The sequence below is a fragment of the Kitasatospora misakiensis genome (assembly GCF_042656005.1).
GTDB lineage: Bacteria > Actinomycetota > Actinomycetes > Streptomycetales > Streptomycetaceae > Kitasatospora > Kitasatospora misakiensis.
This window is the reverse complement of sequence record NZ_JBHSOF010000008.1, coordinates 96,213-111,271: the sequence shown is the minus strand read 5'-3', so window position 1 is coordinate 111,271 and position 15,059 is coordinate 96,213. Positions and strand designations below refer to the sequence as shown.

Annotated in this window: 13 protein-coding genes, 1 pseudogene and 1 riboswitch; of the genes and pseudogenes, 10 read left to right on the top strand and 4 right to left on the bottom strand. The window is 72.4% G+C overall.

Features of this window, described 5'->3' with window-relative positions:
• On the top strand, window positions 1-718 hold a 718-nt coding region (locus ACFP3U_RS09405), incomplete at its 5' end, for an AAA family ATPase (protein WP_380224847.1).
• A 96-nt stretch (window positions 719-814) separates the two neighbouring features.
• Window positions 815-1,645 (top strand): Fpg/Nei family DNA glycosylase, encoded by an 831-nt coding sequence (locus ACFP3U_RS09400; protein ID WP_380224846.1) that lies wholly within the window; start codon window positions 815-817, stop codon window positions 1,643-1,645.
• Window positions 1,646-1,830: 185 nt separating this feature from the next.
• On the opposite strand, the pseudogene ACFP3U_RS09395 reads toward ACFP3U_RS09400, so the two are convergent.
• A pseudogene (locus tag ACFP3U_RS09395) lies at window positions 1,831-2,169 on the bottom strand (ArsR/SmtB family transcription factor); the annotation flags it as partial.
• Between the two features lie 83 nt (window positions 2,170-2,252).
• Window positions 2,253-2,446, top strand: a riboswitch (cobalamin riboswitch).
• A gap of 32 nt (window positions 2,447-2,478) precedes the next feature.
• Between ACFP3U_RS09395 and nicT the strand changes: the two are divergent.
• Window positions 2,479-3,627, top strand: coding sequence for a Nickel transporter NicT (gene nicT, locus ACFP3U_RS09390; RefSeq protein WP_380224845.1), 1,149 nt, complete (start codon window positions 2,479-2,481; stop codon window positions 3,625-3,627).
• A gap of 71 nt (window positions 3,628-3,698) precedes the next feature.
• Here nicT and ACFP3U_RS09385 read toward each other — a convergent pair whose 3' ends face one another.
• Window positions 3,699-5,558 carry a DNA/RNA helicase domain-containing protein gene (locus ACFP3U_RS09385; RefSeq protein WP_380224844.1) on the bottom strand — a complete coding sequence of 620 codons (1,860 nt, stop codon included), beginning with the start codon at window positions 5,556-5,558 and terminating at the stop codon, window positions 3,699-3,701.
• 166 nt (window positions 5,559-5,724) lie between these two features.
• Between ACFP3U_RS09385 and ACFP3U_RS09380 the strand changes: the two genes are divergently transcribed.
• Complete coding sequence (locus ACFP3U_RS09380) at window positions 5,725-7,845, top strand: DNA/RNA helicase domain-containing protein (protein WP_380224843.1); 2,121 nt, start codon at window positions 5,725-5,727, stop codon at window positions 7,843-7,845.
• Between the two features lie 174 nt (window positions 7,846-8,019).
• Here ACFP3U_RS09380 and ACFP3U_RS09375 read toward each other — a convergent pair whose 3' ends face one another.
• Window positions 8,020-8,814 carry a DUF3800 domain-containing protein gene (locus ACFP3U_RS09375; protein WP_380224842.1) on the bottom strand — a complete coding sequence of 265 codons (795 nt, stop codon included), beginning with the start codon at window positions 8,812-8,814 and terminating at the stop codon, window positions 8,020-8,022.
• A 188-nt stretch (window positions 8,815-9,002) separates the two neighbouring features.
• Here ACFP3U_RS09375 and ACFP3U_RS09370 point away from each other — a divergent pair, with 188 nt between their 5' ends.
• From ACFP3U_RS09370 to ACFP3U_RS09350, 5 genes are all read left to right on the top strand, one after another.
• Window positions 9,003-10,109 carry a M24 family metallopeptidase gene (locus ACFP3U_RS09370; protein ID WP_380224838.1) on the top strand — a complete coding sequence of 369 codons (1,107 nt, stop codon included), beginning with the start codon at window positions 9,003-9,005 and terminating at the stop codon, window positions 10,107-10,109.
• Between the two features lie 65 nt (window positions 10,110-10,174).
• Window positions 10,175-10,738, top strand: coding sequence for an elongation factor P (efp, locus tag ACFP3U_RS09365; RefSeq protein ID WP_380224836.1), 564 nt, complete (start codon window positions 10,175-10,177; stop codon window positions 10,736-10,738).
• Between the two features lie 4 nt (window positions 10,739-10,742).
• Window positions 10,743-11,180 (top strand): transcription antitermination factor NusB, encoded by a 438-nt coding sequence (nusB, locus tag ACFP3U_RS09360; RefSeq protein WP_360020022.1) that lies wholly within the window; start codon window positions 10,743-10,745, stop codon window positions 11,178-11,180.
• 197 nt (window positions 11,181-11,377) lie between these two features.
• Window positions 11,378-12,217, top strand: a complete 840-nt coding sequence (locus tag ACFP3U_RS09355; protein ID WP_380224835.1) for a thioesterase family protein — start codon at window positions 11,378-11,380, stop codon at window positions 12,215-12,217.
• 266 nt (window positions 12,218-12,483) lie between these two features.
• Window positions 12,484-13,404, top strand: a complete 921-nt coding sequence (locus ACFP3U_RS09350; protein WP_380224833.1) for a hypothetical protein — start codon at window positions 12,484-12,486, stop codon at window positions 13,402-13,404.
• 172 nt (window positions 13,405-13,576) lie between these two features.
• On the opposite strand, the gene bldD is transcribed toward ACFP3U_RS09350, so the two are convergent.
• Entirely contained in the window at window positions 13,577-14,080 is a 504-nt protein-coding gene (bldD, locus tag ACFP3U_RS09345) for a transcriptional regulator BldD (protein WP_030300254.1), read from the bottom strand.
• Window positions 14,081-14,410: 330 nt separating this feature from the next.
• Here bldD and pyrR point away from each other — a divergent pair, with 330 nt between their 5' ends.
• A complete protein-coding gene (pyrR, locus tag ACFP3U_RS09340; protein ID WP_380224832.1) occupies window positions 14,411-15,058 on the top strand; it encodes a bifunctional pyr operon transcriptional regulator/uracil phosphoribosyltransferase PyrR in 648 nt (215 codons plus the stop codon).
• Window position 15,059 lies beyond the last annotated feature (1 nt).

Sequence of the window (15,059 nt, the reverse complement as noted above, 5' to 3'; positions counted from 1 at the left end):
CGTCCCGGTCGCGCCGCCCGTCCCGGTCGCGCCGCCCGTCCCGGTCGCGCCGCCCGGGCCGGTCGCGCCGCCGGTGCCCGCGGGCTCCACCGGGCACTTCCTGCTGCCCTCCGGCGCGCCCGTCCAACTGCCCGCCCGCCCGCCGCAGCAGCACGCCCCCGCCGGTCCGATCGCGGTGCTGCTGATCGGCCCGGCCGGCGCCGGGAAGACCACCGTCGCCCGCCACTGGGCCGAGCGGCGGCCCACCCCGACCGCGCACATCAGCCTCGACGACGTCCGCGAGTGGGTGCAGTCCGGCTTCGCCAACCCGCAGTCCGGCTGGAACAACGCCTCCGAGGCGCAGTACCGGCTGGCCCGGCGGACCTGCGGGTTCGCCTGCCGCAACTACCTCGCCAACGGCATCTCCTGCATCATCGACGACGCCGTCTTCCCCGACCGCCCGGCGATCGGCCTCGGCGGCTGGAAGCGCCACATCGGGCCCGGCATGATCCCGGTGGTGCTGCTGCCCAGCCTGGACTCGGTGCTCGGCCGCAACGCCCGGCGCAGCGGCAACCGCCGGCTCGGCGACGAGGAGGTGGCCCGGATCCACGGCCGGATGGCCGGCTGGTACAACTCCGGGCTGCCGATCATCGACAACTCCCACCTCGACGTGGCCGCCACCGCCGCCGAGCTGGACCGGGTGATCCTGGCCCGGCTGATGGGCATCCCGGTCCGCTGAGCGGCTCCGGTTTGGCCTCGGCACCGGGCCGGGTCTGTCAGTGCCGACTGCGATGATGGACGCGTCCTGAACGAACCACCGGGGGGAGCCGCGCCCGTGCCGGAAGGCCACATCATCCACCGCCTCGCCGCCGAGAACCACCGCGCCTTCGGCGGCCGGTCGGTCCGCGCCAGCAGCCCGCAGGGGCGGTTCGCGGACGGCGCCAAGCTGATCGACGGGCGGGAGCTGGTGGCGGCGGAGGCCACCGGCAAGCACCTGTTCCTCGGCTTCGGCGAGGACGCCTGGGTGCACGTCCACCTCGGGCTGTACGGCGGCTTCACCTTCGCCGAGCTCGGCGGCGGCCCGGTGCCCGAGCCGGTCGGCCTGGTCCGGCTGCGGCTGGAGAACGACGAGCACGTCGCCGATCTGCGCGGCCCCAACACCTGTGCGCTGATCACCGGCGCCGAGAAGGCCGCGGTGGCCGCCCGGCTGGGGCCGGACCCGCTGCGCGCCGACGCCGACCCGGACGCCGCCTGGCGGCGGATCACCGGCAGCCGGACGACGATCGCCGCCCTGCTGATGGACCAGAAGGTGCTGGCCGGGGTCGGGAACGTCTACCGCGCCGAGGTGCTGTTCCGGCACGGCATCGATCCGCACCGGGCCGGGCGTGAGCTGCGCCGGGCCGAGTGGGACGCGATCTGGGCCGACCTGGTCGCGCTGATGCGCGAGGGCGTCGGCGCGGGCCGGATCGACACCGTACGCCCCGAGCACACCCCCGAGGCGATGGGCCGCCCGCCGCGCGTCGACGACCACGGCGGCGAGGTGTACGTCTACCGGCGGGCCGGGCTGTCGTGCCTGGTCTGCGGCACCGAGGTCAGGACCGAGGAGCACGCCTCCCGCAACCTGTTCTGGTGCCCGTCCTGCCAGCCGGCCGGTGCCCGGGGCTGACGCCGGTCCGGCCCCGCGGCCCCGCGGCGTCCGGCGGGTCAGCCGGCCGCCGCGGCGTGCTCCGGGTGCCCCGGGCGCCCGGCGTGCTCCGGGTGGTCGGTGTGCGCGGCGTGGCCGTCCGGCTCGGCGTGGTCGCTGTGCTCGTTGTGGTCGCTGTGCTCGGTGACGGCGGATTCGACGGCGCACTCGTCGAGGAGGGGGCGCAGAGCCGCGTCCACAAGCCGGTAGCGCACCACACGTCCTTCCTTCTCCCCCGTCACCACACCGGCCGTCCGGAGCAGCCGCAGGGCCTGTGAGACGGCGGGGTCGCGCATGCCGGTGGCGACCGCGAGGTCGGTGACGGCGAGCGGTCCGGTGCGGTGCAGGGCGAGCAGCAGCGCGAGCCGTCCGGGGTCGGCGAGCAGCGAGAAGCGGTCGGCCCAGGACCGGATGTGCGCGCTGTCGCCGATCGCGGCGATGGCTTCGCAGACCCGGTGGCCGTCGATGGTGCGGTGGCCCGCGCGGTCGGCCGGTACGAGATGCATACGGCCCATTCTCGCAGGCCGGGAGGTGTGATCCTGGACACCTGCGCAGGTGCGCAGCCTTGCAAGGGTCGTCCGCCGCGCCCTACGGTGTTCCCCGCCGTGGTGCTCGGGAAGACCGGTGAAGGATCCTCAGGGATCCCAGTCCGGAGCGGCCCTCGCCACTGTGATCGGGGGACAGTTGTCCGTACCCATATCGCCACTGGGCGCCTAGCGCACCTGGGAAGGCGGGTCCGGGAGCCCCGTCAGCCAGGAGACCGGCCACGGCATCTCACGAAGTCTTTCCACGAGGTGCTGGAGCGTGATCCCAGGATGACCCTGCCCGAAACCGTCGCCGCCCCGGCGGCGCCCACCCCCCTGCCCACCTTCCGCTGGCGGCGCGAGGACACCGTCCGAACCGCCGGCCTGATGGGCGTGATCCTCGCCATGCACGTGGTGGCGTTCGGCACGCTGATCTTCCTGGTCGCCCCCGAGAAGTACGAGGTCGGTACCCAGGTCTTCGGGGTGGGCCTCGGCATCACCGCGTACACCCTCGGCATGCGGCACGCCTTCGACGCCGACCACATCGCGGTGATCGACAACACCACCCGCAAACTGATGGCGGACGGCAAGCGCCCGGTCTCGGTGGGCTTCTGGTTCGCCCTCGGGCACTCCTCGATGGTGGTGCTGATGGCCGCCCTGGTGGCGGGCGGCGCACAGCTGGCCAACACCCTGATGGACGACGAGTCCGCCACCCACCAGTGGCTGGGCGTGGTCGGCACCTCGGCCTCCGGGGCCTTCCTCTACCTGATCGGCGCCCTCAACCTGATCGCGCTCTTCGGCATCCTCAAGGTGTTCCGTTCGATGCGGGCCGGCCACTTCGACGAGGCCGAGCTGGAGGAGCACCTCAACTCCCGCGGCCTGCTGGCCCGGCTCCTGAACCGGGTGACCCGCTCGATCACCCGCCCCGGGCAGATGTTCCCGGTCGGCATGGTGCTGGGCCTGGGCTTCGACACGGCGACCGAGGTCACCCTGATGGTGATGGCCGGCTCCGGCGCGGCCGCCGGCCTGCCCTGGTACGCGATCATCTGCCTGCCGCTGCTCTTCGCGGCCGGCATGAGCCTGTTCGACACCCTGGACGGCACCTTCATGAACTTCGCCTACCAGTGGGCCTTCTCCAACCCGGTCCGCAAGGTGTACTACAACCTCACCATCACCGGGCTGTCCATCGCGGTGGCCTTCATCATCGGCACCATCGAGCTGGTCAGCGTCCTGCACGAGAAGCTCGACCTCACCGACCCGGTGTCCGGCTGGATCGCGGACATCTCCCTCGACAACGTCGGCTACGCGATCGTCGGCCTCTTCGTCGTCGTCTGGGCCGCCGCCATCGCCTACTGGCGCCTGGCAGGCGTCGAGAAGAAGTGGGCCGCCCCCGCCTCCGCACCGGCCGCTACCCCGGCCCCCGCCGGCGGCGCCGAGTAGCCCCACCCGGCTCACAGGCGGGCCCGTACGGGTACTCGGTCGGTCCGAGTTCCCGTACGGGCCCGGTGGCTTCAGCCGCCCGCGAACTCGCGGAGCTTCGCGCGGGTCTCCGCGTCGGTTGAGGTGATCACGGTGCCGATCATCCCGCGGGTCAGCAGCACCTTGTAGGTGTTCCGGATCAGCCGGTCGACCTCGGCGTCGGGGGTGGACCGGGTGAACACCGGGTCCTTGGACGCCGTCCGGTCGGTCACCCAGCCGTCCTGCCGCCACACGAGGTCCGGGCCGAGGATCACCCCGCTCCAGTCGTACTCGAAGCCCTGGGCCGTGTACACGCAGCCGACCTGCCCGAAGCCGCCCGGGTCGGTGGCCCAGAGCGCGGACGGCGGGGCTCCGTCCACCGCCGAGTCGCCGTGGACGTTCCACGGGCGGGACCAGTCGCCGATGACCACGTCCTGGGGGAGGGGCTCGCCCGGCTTCGGCCGGGTGGTCCACTTCCAGCAGTACCCGGCGGACATCCGGGCACCGAACCCTTCGGCGTTCCGGGTCTGCAGCAGCCGCTCCAGCTCGAGCGGTGAGTCGACGACCTGGAGTTCCATACGGCCGTCCGGCTCCCAGACGGTCGGCTGCTCGTCCTGCAGGCCCAGCAGCCGCACCACCCAGCGCAGGTAGGCCTCGCTGCCGCCGCAGCGGAACTGGCCGTCGAGCGGGACGACCTGGCAAGACAGACCCTTGTCCGCCGCGGCCTTCCGGATCTCCTCGACCGTGCCCATCTCACCCGGGCGCACCACCTGGTGCTCGTCCAGCAGGAACACCGGCACCCGAGCGGCGTCGATGAGCTCCTCGATCTGGGGCTTGCCCGTGCGGTTCGCGGCCTTGGTCCAGCGGTTCGCCGAGGTGATGCGGATCCGGTGGGCCTCGTCGCAGACGAGCACGTCGAGACCGTTCCGATCGGCCGTCATGAAGCTGTTGAAGTACTTGAACAACTGCTGGACCTCGGGCTTGCGCGCGCCCGCGACCTTGCGCATCGTCTTCGTGAAGGACTGGGAGCCCGTCGCGTGCAGCGCGCGGTGGCCGTCCCGGTAGAGCTCGCCCAACAGCGAGAGGGCGATCACGCTCTTCCCGCTGCCCGGCCCGCCGGTGACCACCACGACCTCCTTGTGGTCCGACCGCCGGGCCTTGCGGACCGCGCGCATCACCAGCTCGAACGCCTCGCGCTGCTCCTTCAGGAGGATGAAGTGCTCCCGCTCGCGCACCTCGGCGGCGGCGACGGCCATCAGCTGCCGGGACGGCTGGATCCGGCCCGCGCACAGGGCGTCGCCGGCGGCGGAGCCCGGCCCCGGGGCGAGCAGGGTGCGAAGGTGGTCGACCAGCCGCTCCCGGCGCTCCCCGGTGAACAGCCGCCCCTGCCGGTCCTGCTCCACCTCGTAGAGGCCGGACACGCCGAACTCGGTCGCGTTGTGGAGGAACGCCACTCCCGAGACCAGGTGCTCGCGTCCGTCGAGGGCGCCGTTGAAATCGCAGAGGTAGCGCACGTAGTCGCGGACCTGCTCGACCGGGTTGAGCACCGGCCGCGGGTAGGCGTCGACGCGGCAGAGCGCGGGCGCGTCGTCCTCGGGCTCGGCGCCGGACCACTGCTTCAGCTCCACGACCACATAGGACGGTTCGCCGGTCGCCGGGCGGGTGCCGGCGAGGACGACATCCGCCCGCTTGCTGCTCAGCGGGAGGGCGTACTCGATCAGCATCTCGACGGCGCCCAGACCCGCTTCCCCGAGCGTCGCCGCGAGCACCGGCAGACTGCGCTCCCAGGAACGGACCTCGGACGCCGTCGGCCGGTGACCGTAGGCACGGAGGAACTGTTCGGCCAGGCGCGTGGCGAGCGCTCCGGCACGGTGTTCGACGGTGACGGCGTCAGCGGTGGCACGGAACAGCAAGGCTTCCCCCCAAGGCAGCACGAATCGGGGCCACCCTAGCGCGGGCCACCGACATCCCCCGTGGCCTCAGGAGACCCGGTATCCGCTGTTCCGCTCGCTGGTTCGGCCGCGTACCATGACGCCGTCCCATGTCCGAGCGTCCCTCGTGTCCCCTGGCGGCCCTTTCGTGCTTCTGCTCCAACTCCCCGCCCGTGACCTGCTGCGCCTGCACGAGCGGGGGCTGCTCGTCAGTCACCTCTCGCAGCGGTACCTCCTGTTCAACCGGGCGCCGGCCAGTCGAAACGAACAGCGGGCCTGGGAGGCCAGCTTGGTGGCCCTCGCCGAGGACCTGGTCGGCTTCGGTCTCGGCGAGGTGCGGATGTTCGTGGAGTACCAGCCCCCGTCGGATGGTGAGGACGGTCCCGCGCACCCGCCGATCGACGTGCTGCTGGTCGGCCGCTATCCCGACTCGGACCGTGACTCGGTGCTGGTCGTCGAGCTCAAGCAGTGGAGTGCGGCGGTCAGGAGCCCGGCCGACCCCGCCAAGGTCGATGTTCCTGGCCTCGGCGCGAAGAAGCACCCCGCCCAGCAGGTCCGTTCCTCGTACGAGACCGTCCTGGCCCCGTTCGGTCTCCTGGATGACCTGACGCTTCAGGTGGGCGGCTTCTCCTACCTGCACAACGCCCACGACGTCGCGGTCCGCGACCTGCTCGACGCCGAGCACGCCACGGGTGGCACCGGTCTCTACTTCACCGCCGACACCCGCCATGAACTCGGGCGACTGCTCCTCCAGTCCTTCGCCCCCGGCGACAACTCGGCGGTGGCGGAACGGCTTCTCCGGCGCATCGGCATCCGCAATACGCCGCTCCTGGAGGCCATGGTGCGTTCGCGGGGGGAGGACACGGTGTTCACGCTGCGCGGGGTGCAGCGCACGGTCGCCGACCAGGTCCGTCGCGACCTCGAGCGGATGTACCGGGACGGCGAGACGGGGAAGGCGGTGTTCGTCGTCACGGGAGGGGCCGGGACGGGAAAGAGCGCCATCGGGCTGGAACTCCACAACCGCCTCTCGAACGAGCTCTACCGGGTGCTCTACGCGACCGGTGCCAGGGCGTTCGACGCGAATCTGCGGGAGCACCTGGGGATGGCCGAGACCCGCTTCCGGAAGGAGTTCAAGTTCTTCCGCGATTTCGTGGAGCCGCCCGCCCCCCGGCTGGACGTCCTGATCTGCGACGAGGCCCACCGCCTGCGGGAACGGTCGACGTTCACCGGGTTCCCCGGCGCCGCTCGCCGTCGGGCCGGGACCAGGCCGCAGGTCGAGGAACTCATCGAGGCCGCACGGATCACGGTGTTCCTCCTGGACGAGGCGCAGAGCCTGAGGAACGACGAGGTCGGCACCCGGCAGCTGATCGTCGACGCCGCGAAGCGGATGGGTGCTGCCGTCCGGACCTACGACCTCCAGGACTACTACCGCTGCGGCGGCAGCACGCTGTACCGCCAGTGGGTCTGGGACCTGCTCGGCCTGGAGGGGGGACAACCCCGGCCATGGGTTCCCGACGGGCTGATGCACGTAGAGCTCGCCGAGACCCCCACGGACCTGGAGAAGAACCTCCTCCGGGAGATCGAGGCCGGGGCGAGCGGCCGGATGGTCGCCGGCTTCTGCTGGAAGTGGAGCGACCCGCGGGAGGACGGCAGCCTGGTCACCGATGTCCGGATCGGAGGCTGGCACAAGGCCTGGAACGCCAAACCAGATCCGGAGCGCCGGGTGAAGGAGTACGAGAACAACGCTCCCCCGGCGGAACTCTGGGCCACCCGGACGGGTGGCAAGCACCAGATCGGCTGTGTGTACTCCGCCCAGGGCCTGGAGTGGGACTGGTGCGCGGTCATCATGGGAGAGGATCTCGTCCGGCGCGGGGACCGGTGGGTGATGCAGAAAGGATCCTTCCGTAAACGCGTGGACGGCCAGGGCTACGACGTTCTGAGGCCGGGATCCGCGGACCCGCGGATCGCCGACGAGAGCGGCATCGGCTTCGCCCAGCGTGTGCGCCACGCCTACCACGTCCTGCTCACCCGGGCGAGCAAGGCGACGGTGCTCCACTCGACCGATCCGGAGACCATGGAGTTCCTTCGCACCGTGGTGCCACCGGTGGACCTGCACGGCCTTCGTCCGTCGGGGCGCGGAGAGCCGGACCCGGCGGAGTCCCGGCGGGTCCGGCCGACGCGCGGACGCGGGAAAGCCCGCCGACCACCGGTTCCGCGCGGAGTTCCGGCCGAGGGCCAGAACAGTCTGTTCGACGAGCTCGACCACTGATTCCCGCAGACCTTGCAAGAGTTGATTCGCGGGGGTGGGGGCGCTTCAATGGGGGTGCGGAGCCACTGGGTGGGCTGCCGGGACAAGCCAGATGCAGGAAACTGGATCCCTCCGGGACGGATGTTCCGGTTGCGGCCCCCGGAGCCCTCCCAGTGGCTCCCGTTCTGTGCGACCTCAGCCGGTCAGATCGGTCCACCAGACGCGCTTGGTCAGGAACGACTCGTCGCCGAGCAGTCGGACACCGTGGCCGAGCACGTGACCGGATCCGGCGTGACGCGGCACCTGCGCGGCGCAGCTGATCAGGTACGACGCGCAGGCACGGTCATCCGGCGCGCCGGTCAGCGCGTTGTTGAGGAAGCCGCAGTGCAGGTCCGCCAGTTGAAGCCCGTCGTAGGCGGCGGTCCCGTGCCAGGTCGGCGGCCAGTGGAGCAGATGCCAGGGGACCTGTGGTGCGCCCGCGCGGACCAGGTCGAGGTAGGCGACGGTGTCGGCGTGGTCCAGGTGCCGGACGTGCCCGAACTTGACCGAGGCGCGCCGGGGGCCGCCCGGCCACGCCGCCGCGGCGTGGGCGACCAGTTCGAGGATGAGGCGGCAACAGTGGTTGTAGAAGGTCTCGCCGCTGCGCAGCAGCTCCTCGTCGGCCCCCGCCGTGTCCTTGTGGACGACGACATGGACCACCCGTACGTCCGGGATCGCCGCCAGCATGTCGGCGGCCAGCTCCCTCCGGGCGCTGTGCTTCTGTTTGAAGTGGTCCACCCAGTGCAGGGGGCTGGAGGTGCCGATGTGCGCCCGAAGTCCGGCGGCCGTCGCACGCATCTGGTTCTGCCGCTCACGGGGCACGAGGAAGGCCGTCATGGAGAAGGTTTCCGACGAACGTTCGGAGAAGCCCCGGTCACCCGTCTCGTCCACGAAGGCGATCAGCCCCGGACCCGATGCGCCGGAATCCCCACTCCTGGCGGTACGCGCCATCCGAGTCACTCCTGTCCTCCCCGGCCCCGGCCTTGGGGCGTGTGCCGTCGATCCGGCGGAGCCCGGTTCGACGCCGTCCCGGCACGGGGAAGATCGTACTGGCTCCAGGAACACCCCGGCGGGGCTCGGGGGACGCGGGCGGCGGTGTTCGGCGGGCGGATCGGGGGTGGGGTTCGTAGGCTCGACGCATGGCTGATGCGTACGCGGGCCGGCGGGAGCGGTTGCGGGAGCACTGCAGTGCGTCCGGGGCCGACGCGGCGCTGATCACCCGGGCGGCGAACGTGCGGTACCTCACCGGGTGTCCGCCGTGCGGGGCGACCCTGCTGCTGACCCGGGACCGGGTGCTGCTCGCGCTGCCCGACGACCTGCCGCCGGACGACACCGGCGAGCACCTGATCGCCCCCGACGTGGCCCAGCTGGCGGTGGCGGCGGGGGCCGACACCGCGCTGGCCGCGGCCGCCGCCGCGGCTGGGCTGGGGGTGGCCGGGCTGGCGGTGGAGGAGCACGATCTGACGGTCACCCGGCACCGGGCGGTGGCCGGGCTGGTCGAGGGCGCCCGGCTGGCGGACGTCGGGCAGGCGGTCGAGCGGCTGCGGGTGGTCAAGGACGAGCACGAGATCGCCGACCTGCGGATCGCCGCCGAGATCGCCGACCAGGCACTCGGCGAGCTGCTGGAGTCGATCCTGGTCGGCCGGACCGAGCGGCACCTGGCGATGGAGCTGGAGCGCCGGATGATCGACCACGGCGCGGACCGCGCGGCCTTCCCGGTCTCGGTCGGCACCGGCAGCCACTCCGGCCAGCAGGCGCATCAGCCCACCGACCGGCGGGTCGAGGAGGGCGACTTCCTCACCGTGGTGCTCGGCGCGCAGTACCGCGGCTACGGGGTCTCCACCGCCCGGACCTTCGTGATCGGGGCGGCCCCGGCGCCCTGGCAGGTCGAGCTGCACCGGCTGGTGTTCCGGGCCCAGCGGGCCGGGCGGGAGGCCCTCGGCCCGGGCGTCGAGCAGCACGTGCCCGACCAGGCCGCGCGGGAGATCCTGCAGTCCGCCGGGCACACCGAGGGCTCTCCGCACCCGATCGGCCACGGGATCGGTCTGGAGATCCGGGAGGCACCGCGCCTCGGTCCGACGGACATGGGTAAACTGGACAGCCGCGTGCCGGTCACCGTCGGTCCTGGGGTTCACCTCCCGGGGCGGGGCGGGGTCCGGATCGAGGACACGCTCGTCGTGCGCCCCCTGGAGGAGGGCGGGCCCGAGCTGCTCACCATCACCACCAAGGAGCTCCTCGCGCTGTGACGCAGCTGCGGCACAGGACGCGTTCCTTGGTTCCTTGACAGCTATATCCAGGAGTTAGTGCGCCCGTGGCTTCCACGAACGATCTCAAGAACGGCATGGTCCTCAAGCTGGAGGGCGGCAAGCTCTGGTCCGTCGTCGAGTTCCAGCATGTCAAGCCCGGCAAGGGCCCGGCCTTCGTGCGCACCAAGCTCAAGGAGGTCCTGACGGGCAAGGTCGTCGACAAGACCTTCAACGCCGGCACCAAGGTCGAGACCGCCAACGTCGACAAGCGCGGCATGCAGTTCTCGTACAAGGACGGCGAGAACTTCGTGTTCATGGACATGGACACCTACGACCAGCTGACCATCGAGCCGGCCGTCGTCGGCGACGCCGCGAAGTACCTGCTGGAGGGCTTCGAGGCCCTGGTCGCCACCAACGACGGCGCGGTGCTGTACATCGAGCTCCCGGCCGCCGTCGAGCTGACCATCGCCGAGACCGAGCCGGGCGTCCAGGGCGACCGCTCCACCGGTGGCACCAAGCCGGCGACGCTGGAGACCGGCGCCGAGATCCAGGTGCCGCTGTTCGTCACCACCGGTGAGAAGGTCAAGGTCGACACCCGCGACGGCAGCTACCTCGGCCGGGTGAAGTAAGTCCGTGTCGTCCGCACGCACCAAGGCCCGTACGCGCGCCTTCCAGATCCTGTTCGAGGCCGACCACCGCGGGGTCGACCCGCTGACGGTCCTCGCCGACTGGGTGGCCCGGGCCCGGGAGCCCAAGCCGGACGAGGGCACCCCGCAGGTCGGTGAGTACACCATGGAGCTGGTCGAGGGGTACGTCCAGTACGCCCGCCGGATCGACGAGCTGATCTCCCAGTACGCCGTCGGCTGGACGCTCGACCGCATGCCGATCGCGGACCGCAACGTCCTGCGGCTCGGCGCGTACGAGCTGATCTGGGAGGACGGCGTCCCGGACGCGGTCGTCGTCGACGAGGCGGTGGAGATCGCCAAGGAGTACTCCACCGACGACTCCCCGGCGTTCGTCAACGGTCTGCTGGCCCGCTTCATGGAGCTCAAGCCGAGCATCCGCCGCTGAGGCGCGCCGCACCGCACTGCACCGCAGTGCACAGCAACACACCGCACCGCATCCACGGCCGTCGGACCGCAATGGTCCGGCGGCCGTTCCGGATGTTCACCCGGTCGGCGTATGGTGGCCTCTACTCGCCAGTAACCTGGTGCGCCGACGGCCCCGCGCCCGTTGGCGACCCCGTAGCGAAGGGCAGGCCGACCCCCATGACCACGGCGATCCGCAGCGAGTTCGACCAGGGCATCGCCCTCACCCCGCACCCGGACGAGCCCGGCCGGTACGACGGCGAACTCGGCGCCGGCTGGCAGATCGGCGGCGGCGTCAACGGCGGACTGCTGCTGGCCGTCGCCGGCCACGCGCTCTCGCTCGCGCACACCGCCCGCCCGGAGAGCGCCGGCCACACCGACCCGGTCTCGATCAGCGGCTACTACCTCTCCGCCGCCACCCCCGGCCCCGTCACCGTGCGCACCGACGTGGTCCGCACCGGCCGCAAGCTCTCCACCGGCACCGCCGCGCTCAGCCAGGACGGCGTGGAGCGGCTGCGGGTGCTCGCCACCCACGGCGACCTCGCCGCCCACGACGGCGAGGTGCGCACCACCGCTGCCCCGCCGCAGCTGCCGCCGCCGGACCAGTGCGTCGGCGTCGAGCACGCGCCCAAGGAGCTGATCGCGCAGGCCGCGCTGCTGGAGCGGTTCGACATGCGGCTCGACCCGGCCTCCATCGGCTGGGCGCTCGGGCAGCCCTCCGGCAGCGGCCGGATCCAGGGCTGGTTCCGGCTGGCCGACGGCCGCGAGCCCGACCCGCTGCTGCTCCTGCTGGTCGCCGACGCGCTGCCGCCGGTCACCTTCGACCTCGGGATGCCCGGCTGGGCGCCGACCGTCGAGCTGACCGTGCACCTGCGGGCCAAGCCCGCCCCGGGCTGGCTGCGGGTCGTCCACGCCACCCGGAACCTGGCCGGCGGGTACTTCGAGGAGGACGCCGAGGTCTGGGACGAGACCGGGCGCCTGGTCGCCCAGTCCCGTCAGCTGGCCCGCGTGCCGAGGTAGCCCGCGGGGGTGCGCGGGCGCAGGCCGGCCGGATCGGCGTGAGCGGGTGGGCACGGGGTGTGACGGTCGCGCCTAGCGCGGGGCGGATGCGCGGGGCGCGACCGGGCGGGCGCACAACCCTGCGTGACCCCAAACATCCGATTCACCCTCGGTTACAGTCCTGTGACACGTCGTACGTGTGCGCCACGCGGGGCTGGGGAGGACAAGGTCGGCGGTGCCACCGCCGCAGACCCGCCCGCCCCGCCCGCCCCGCCCGAGGAGCCCCGATGAGCCGCAACGGCCGCGCCCGCCGCACCCCCGACTGCACCGCCGCCGGCCCGCGCCCCCGGGTCCGTCCGCGCGCCGCCGCCGAGCGCGCCGAGGGCTGCGAGCGGCAGCGCTCCGAGGGGGCCGGCCAGGCCTTCGTGATCGGTGTGCTCACCAGCGCCGCCGACTTCGAACAGGCCCGCGCCTGGCAGCTCTCCGACGCCCCCGACCACGAGCGGTACCTGGCGGAGACCGCCGAGCTGCTCGGTGACGCCCGGCGCCGGTTCGACACCGTCCGGGCGCGGATGTTCCACCCGCAGGACTTCGCCGAGTTCTGCCTGCTGCACGGCCTCGACCCGGCCGAGCCGGCCGCCCGCGAGCGCTACCTGGTCAACCCGCCGCTGCGCACCCAGCTGCTGGCCTACCAGGGCGAGGAGCTGGTCGACGACTTCCTGCCCCGGCTGGTGCGGGCCCGCGAGAACGGGCTCACCCTGCGCCACGCCGACCTGCTGCTCGACGGCCGGCTGTACGGGGAGCGCGACGACGCCGTGCGGGCCGCCTACGAGCGCGGCGCCGAGGTGTTCCGCCGGATGCTGCTCGGGGCCGGCAGCGGCGTCTACGAGCTGCGCCTGGCGGTGGACGCGCCCGGCGGGCGGCTGGCCGCGGCGGCCCGGGTGCTCCAGTGGGAGGACGGCGTGGTCCGGATCAACGACGAGGACCTCGAACTGCTCTGCGCCGTGCTCTGCGCCGGGCTGGCCCGGGAGCTGCCCGGCCTCGCGGTGCTGCACGGCGCCCAGGGGTCGGCGGCGGCCTGCGGGGAGTACCGGCAGACGGCCTGGGCCTGGGCCAGCGAGGGCCGGGTGTGGACGCCCGCGACCGGGCCGGTCCGGCTGGACGGCGTGGCCGCCGAGCCGGGCTACCGGCTGGAGACGGTCTGCTGAGCGCCTCCGGAAGACGCCCGCGGGACACACCCGCGGGCGCGGACACGCCGCGGCGCGGCACCCCTCGCGGGGGCCGCGCCGTGACGTTTCTGCTGGTGTTCGCCGTTCCCGCAGCCTGGAACGGTTCAAGGACGGGCTGGAACAGCGCAGCCCGGAACAGCGGAGGCGGGACTCAGCCCGTCTCCTCCTCGCGCACCGCACGGCGCGCGTCGGGGTTGAGCACGCCCCAGGAGATGAGCTGCTCGGTGAGGATCGACGGCGACTGGTCGTAGATCACGGCCAGGGTGCGCAGGTCGTCCTGGCGGATCGACAGCACCTTGCCGTTGTAGTCGCCGCGCTGGCTCTGGATGGTCGCCGCGTAGCGCTGCAGCGGGCCGGCCTTCTCGGACGGGACCTGGGTCAGTCTCTCCAGGTCGAGCACCAGGCGCGGCGGCGGCTCGGCCGCGCCGCCGGGCGTGCCGCCGGGCAGGAGCTCCTGCACCGGGACGCCGTAGAACTCGGCCAGTTCTGCCAGCCGCTGCACGGTGACCGCACGGTCGCCGCGCTCGTACGAGCCGACGACGACTGCCTTCCAGCGCCCCTGGGACTTCTCCTCGACACCGTGCAGGGAGAGACCCTGCTGAGTGCGGATGGCTCGGAGCTTGCCTCCGAGCTGCTTCGCGTAGTCGCTGGACATTGATCTCCCCGGACGAGATTGCTTCGCGTTCAGTGGTGGGTCACGGGCGAATGCCGACGCCGTTACCGGTGGGTCCGACGTCCGTCTCGTAACTCACTGTGAGGTTACGTAGAGTGAGGTAGTTGCGTCAAGCCGAATGGGGCAGTCGTGCGAATGGGCCGCATCAGGGGTGCGTCCGCCACGTGAACCCGGGGAAGCGGAACGATGGCCGTCGGTTGGCCGCAGAATCACGCTGGTAGGATGGCCGGAGCCCGCGCCGCAGGTCGGCGGGGGTCTCCCGACATCCTTTAAGACCCGTCCCGTGAGGCGGGGAAGGAGGTCCGCTTCGGCATGACCGCACACCAGGAAACCGCTCCGAGGCCGCCGCACCAGGTGCTGGACGGCACGGACATCGCCCGGGTCATCACCCGGATAGCGCACGAGATCGTCGAGCGCGCCAAGGGCGCCGAGGACGTCGTGCTGCTCGGCATCCACACCAGGGGCGTCCACCTCGCCCGGCGGCTGCATACCAGGCTCGCCCAGATCACCGGCCAGGACATCCCGCTCGGCACCCTGGACATCACCATGTACCGGGACGACCTGCGGCTGAAGCCGGCCCGCGCCCTGGAGCACACCGAGATCCCGTCCGGCGGCATCGACGGCCGGCTGGTCGTCCTCGTCGACGACGTGCTGTTCTCCGGCCGCACCATCCGGGCCGCGCTCGACGCCCTCAACGACATCGGCCGTCCGCGCGCCGTGCAGCTCGCCGTCCTCGTCGACCGGGGCCACCGCGAGCTGCCCATCCGGGCCGACTACGTGGGCAAGAACCTCCCCACCTCGCTGCGCGAGGCCGTCCAGGTGCGCCTCTCCGACCGCGACGGCGTGGACGCCGTGCTGGTCGGCGACCGCGACTTCGCGGCCGCGTCGCGCTCCGCGCGCACCGAGCAGGACGCGCAGGCCATGGCCGCCCAGGCCACCGAATCGCACCTCCCGGAGTAAC

Bases quoted from the DNA above. Each gene is read 5' to 3' on its own strand.
- ACFP3U_RS09355 (WP_380224835.1), top strand. From the start codon at position 11,378: ATGACCACGGCGATCCGCAGCGAGTTCGACCAGGGCATCGCCCTCACC.
- nicT (WP_380224845.1), top strand. From the start codon at position 2,479: ATGACCCTGCCCGAAACCGTCGCCGCCCCGGCGGCGCCCACCCCCCTG.
- pyrR (WP_380224832.1), top strand. From the start codon at position 14,411: ATGACCGCACACCAGGAAACCGCTCCGAGGCCGCCGCACCAGGTGCTG.
- ACFP3U_RS09370 (WP_380224838.1), top strand. From the start codon at position 9,003: ATGGCTGATGCGTACGCGGGCCGGCGGGAGCGGTTGCGGGAGCACTGC.
- ACFP3U_RS09350 (WP_380224833.1), top strand. From the start codon at position 12,484: ATGAGCCGCAACGGCCGCGCCCGCCGCACCCCCGACTGCACCGCCGCC.
- bldD (WP_030300254.1), bottom strand. From the start codon at position 14,080: ATGTCCAGCGACTACGCGAAGCAGCTCGGAGGCAAGCTCCGAGCCATC.
- ACFP3U_RS09375 (WP_380224842.1), bottom strand. From the start codon at position 8,814: ATGGCGCGTACCGCCAGGAGTGGGGATTCCGGCGCATCGGGTCCGGGG.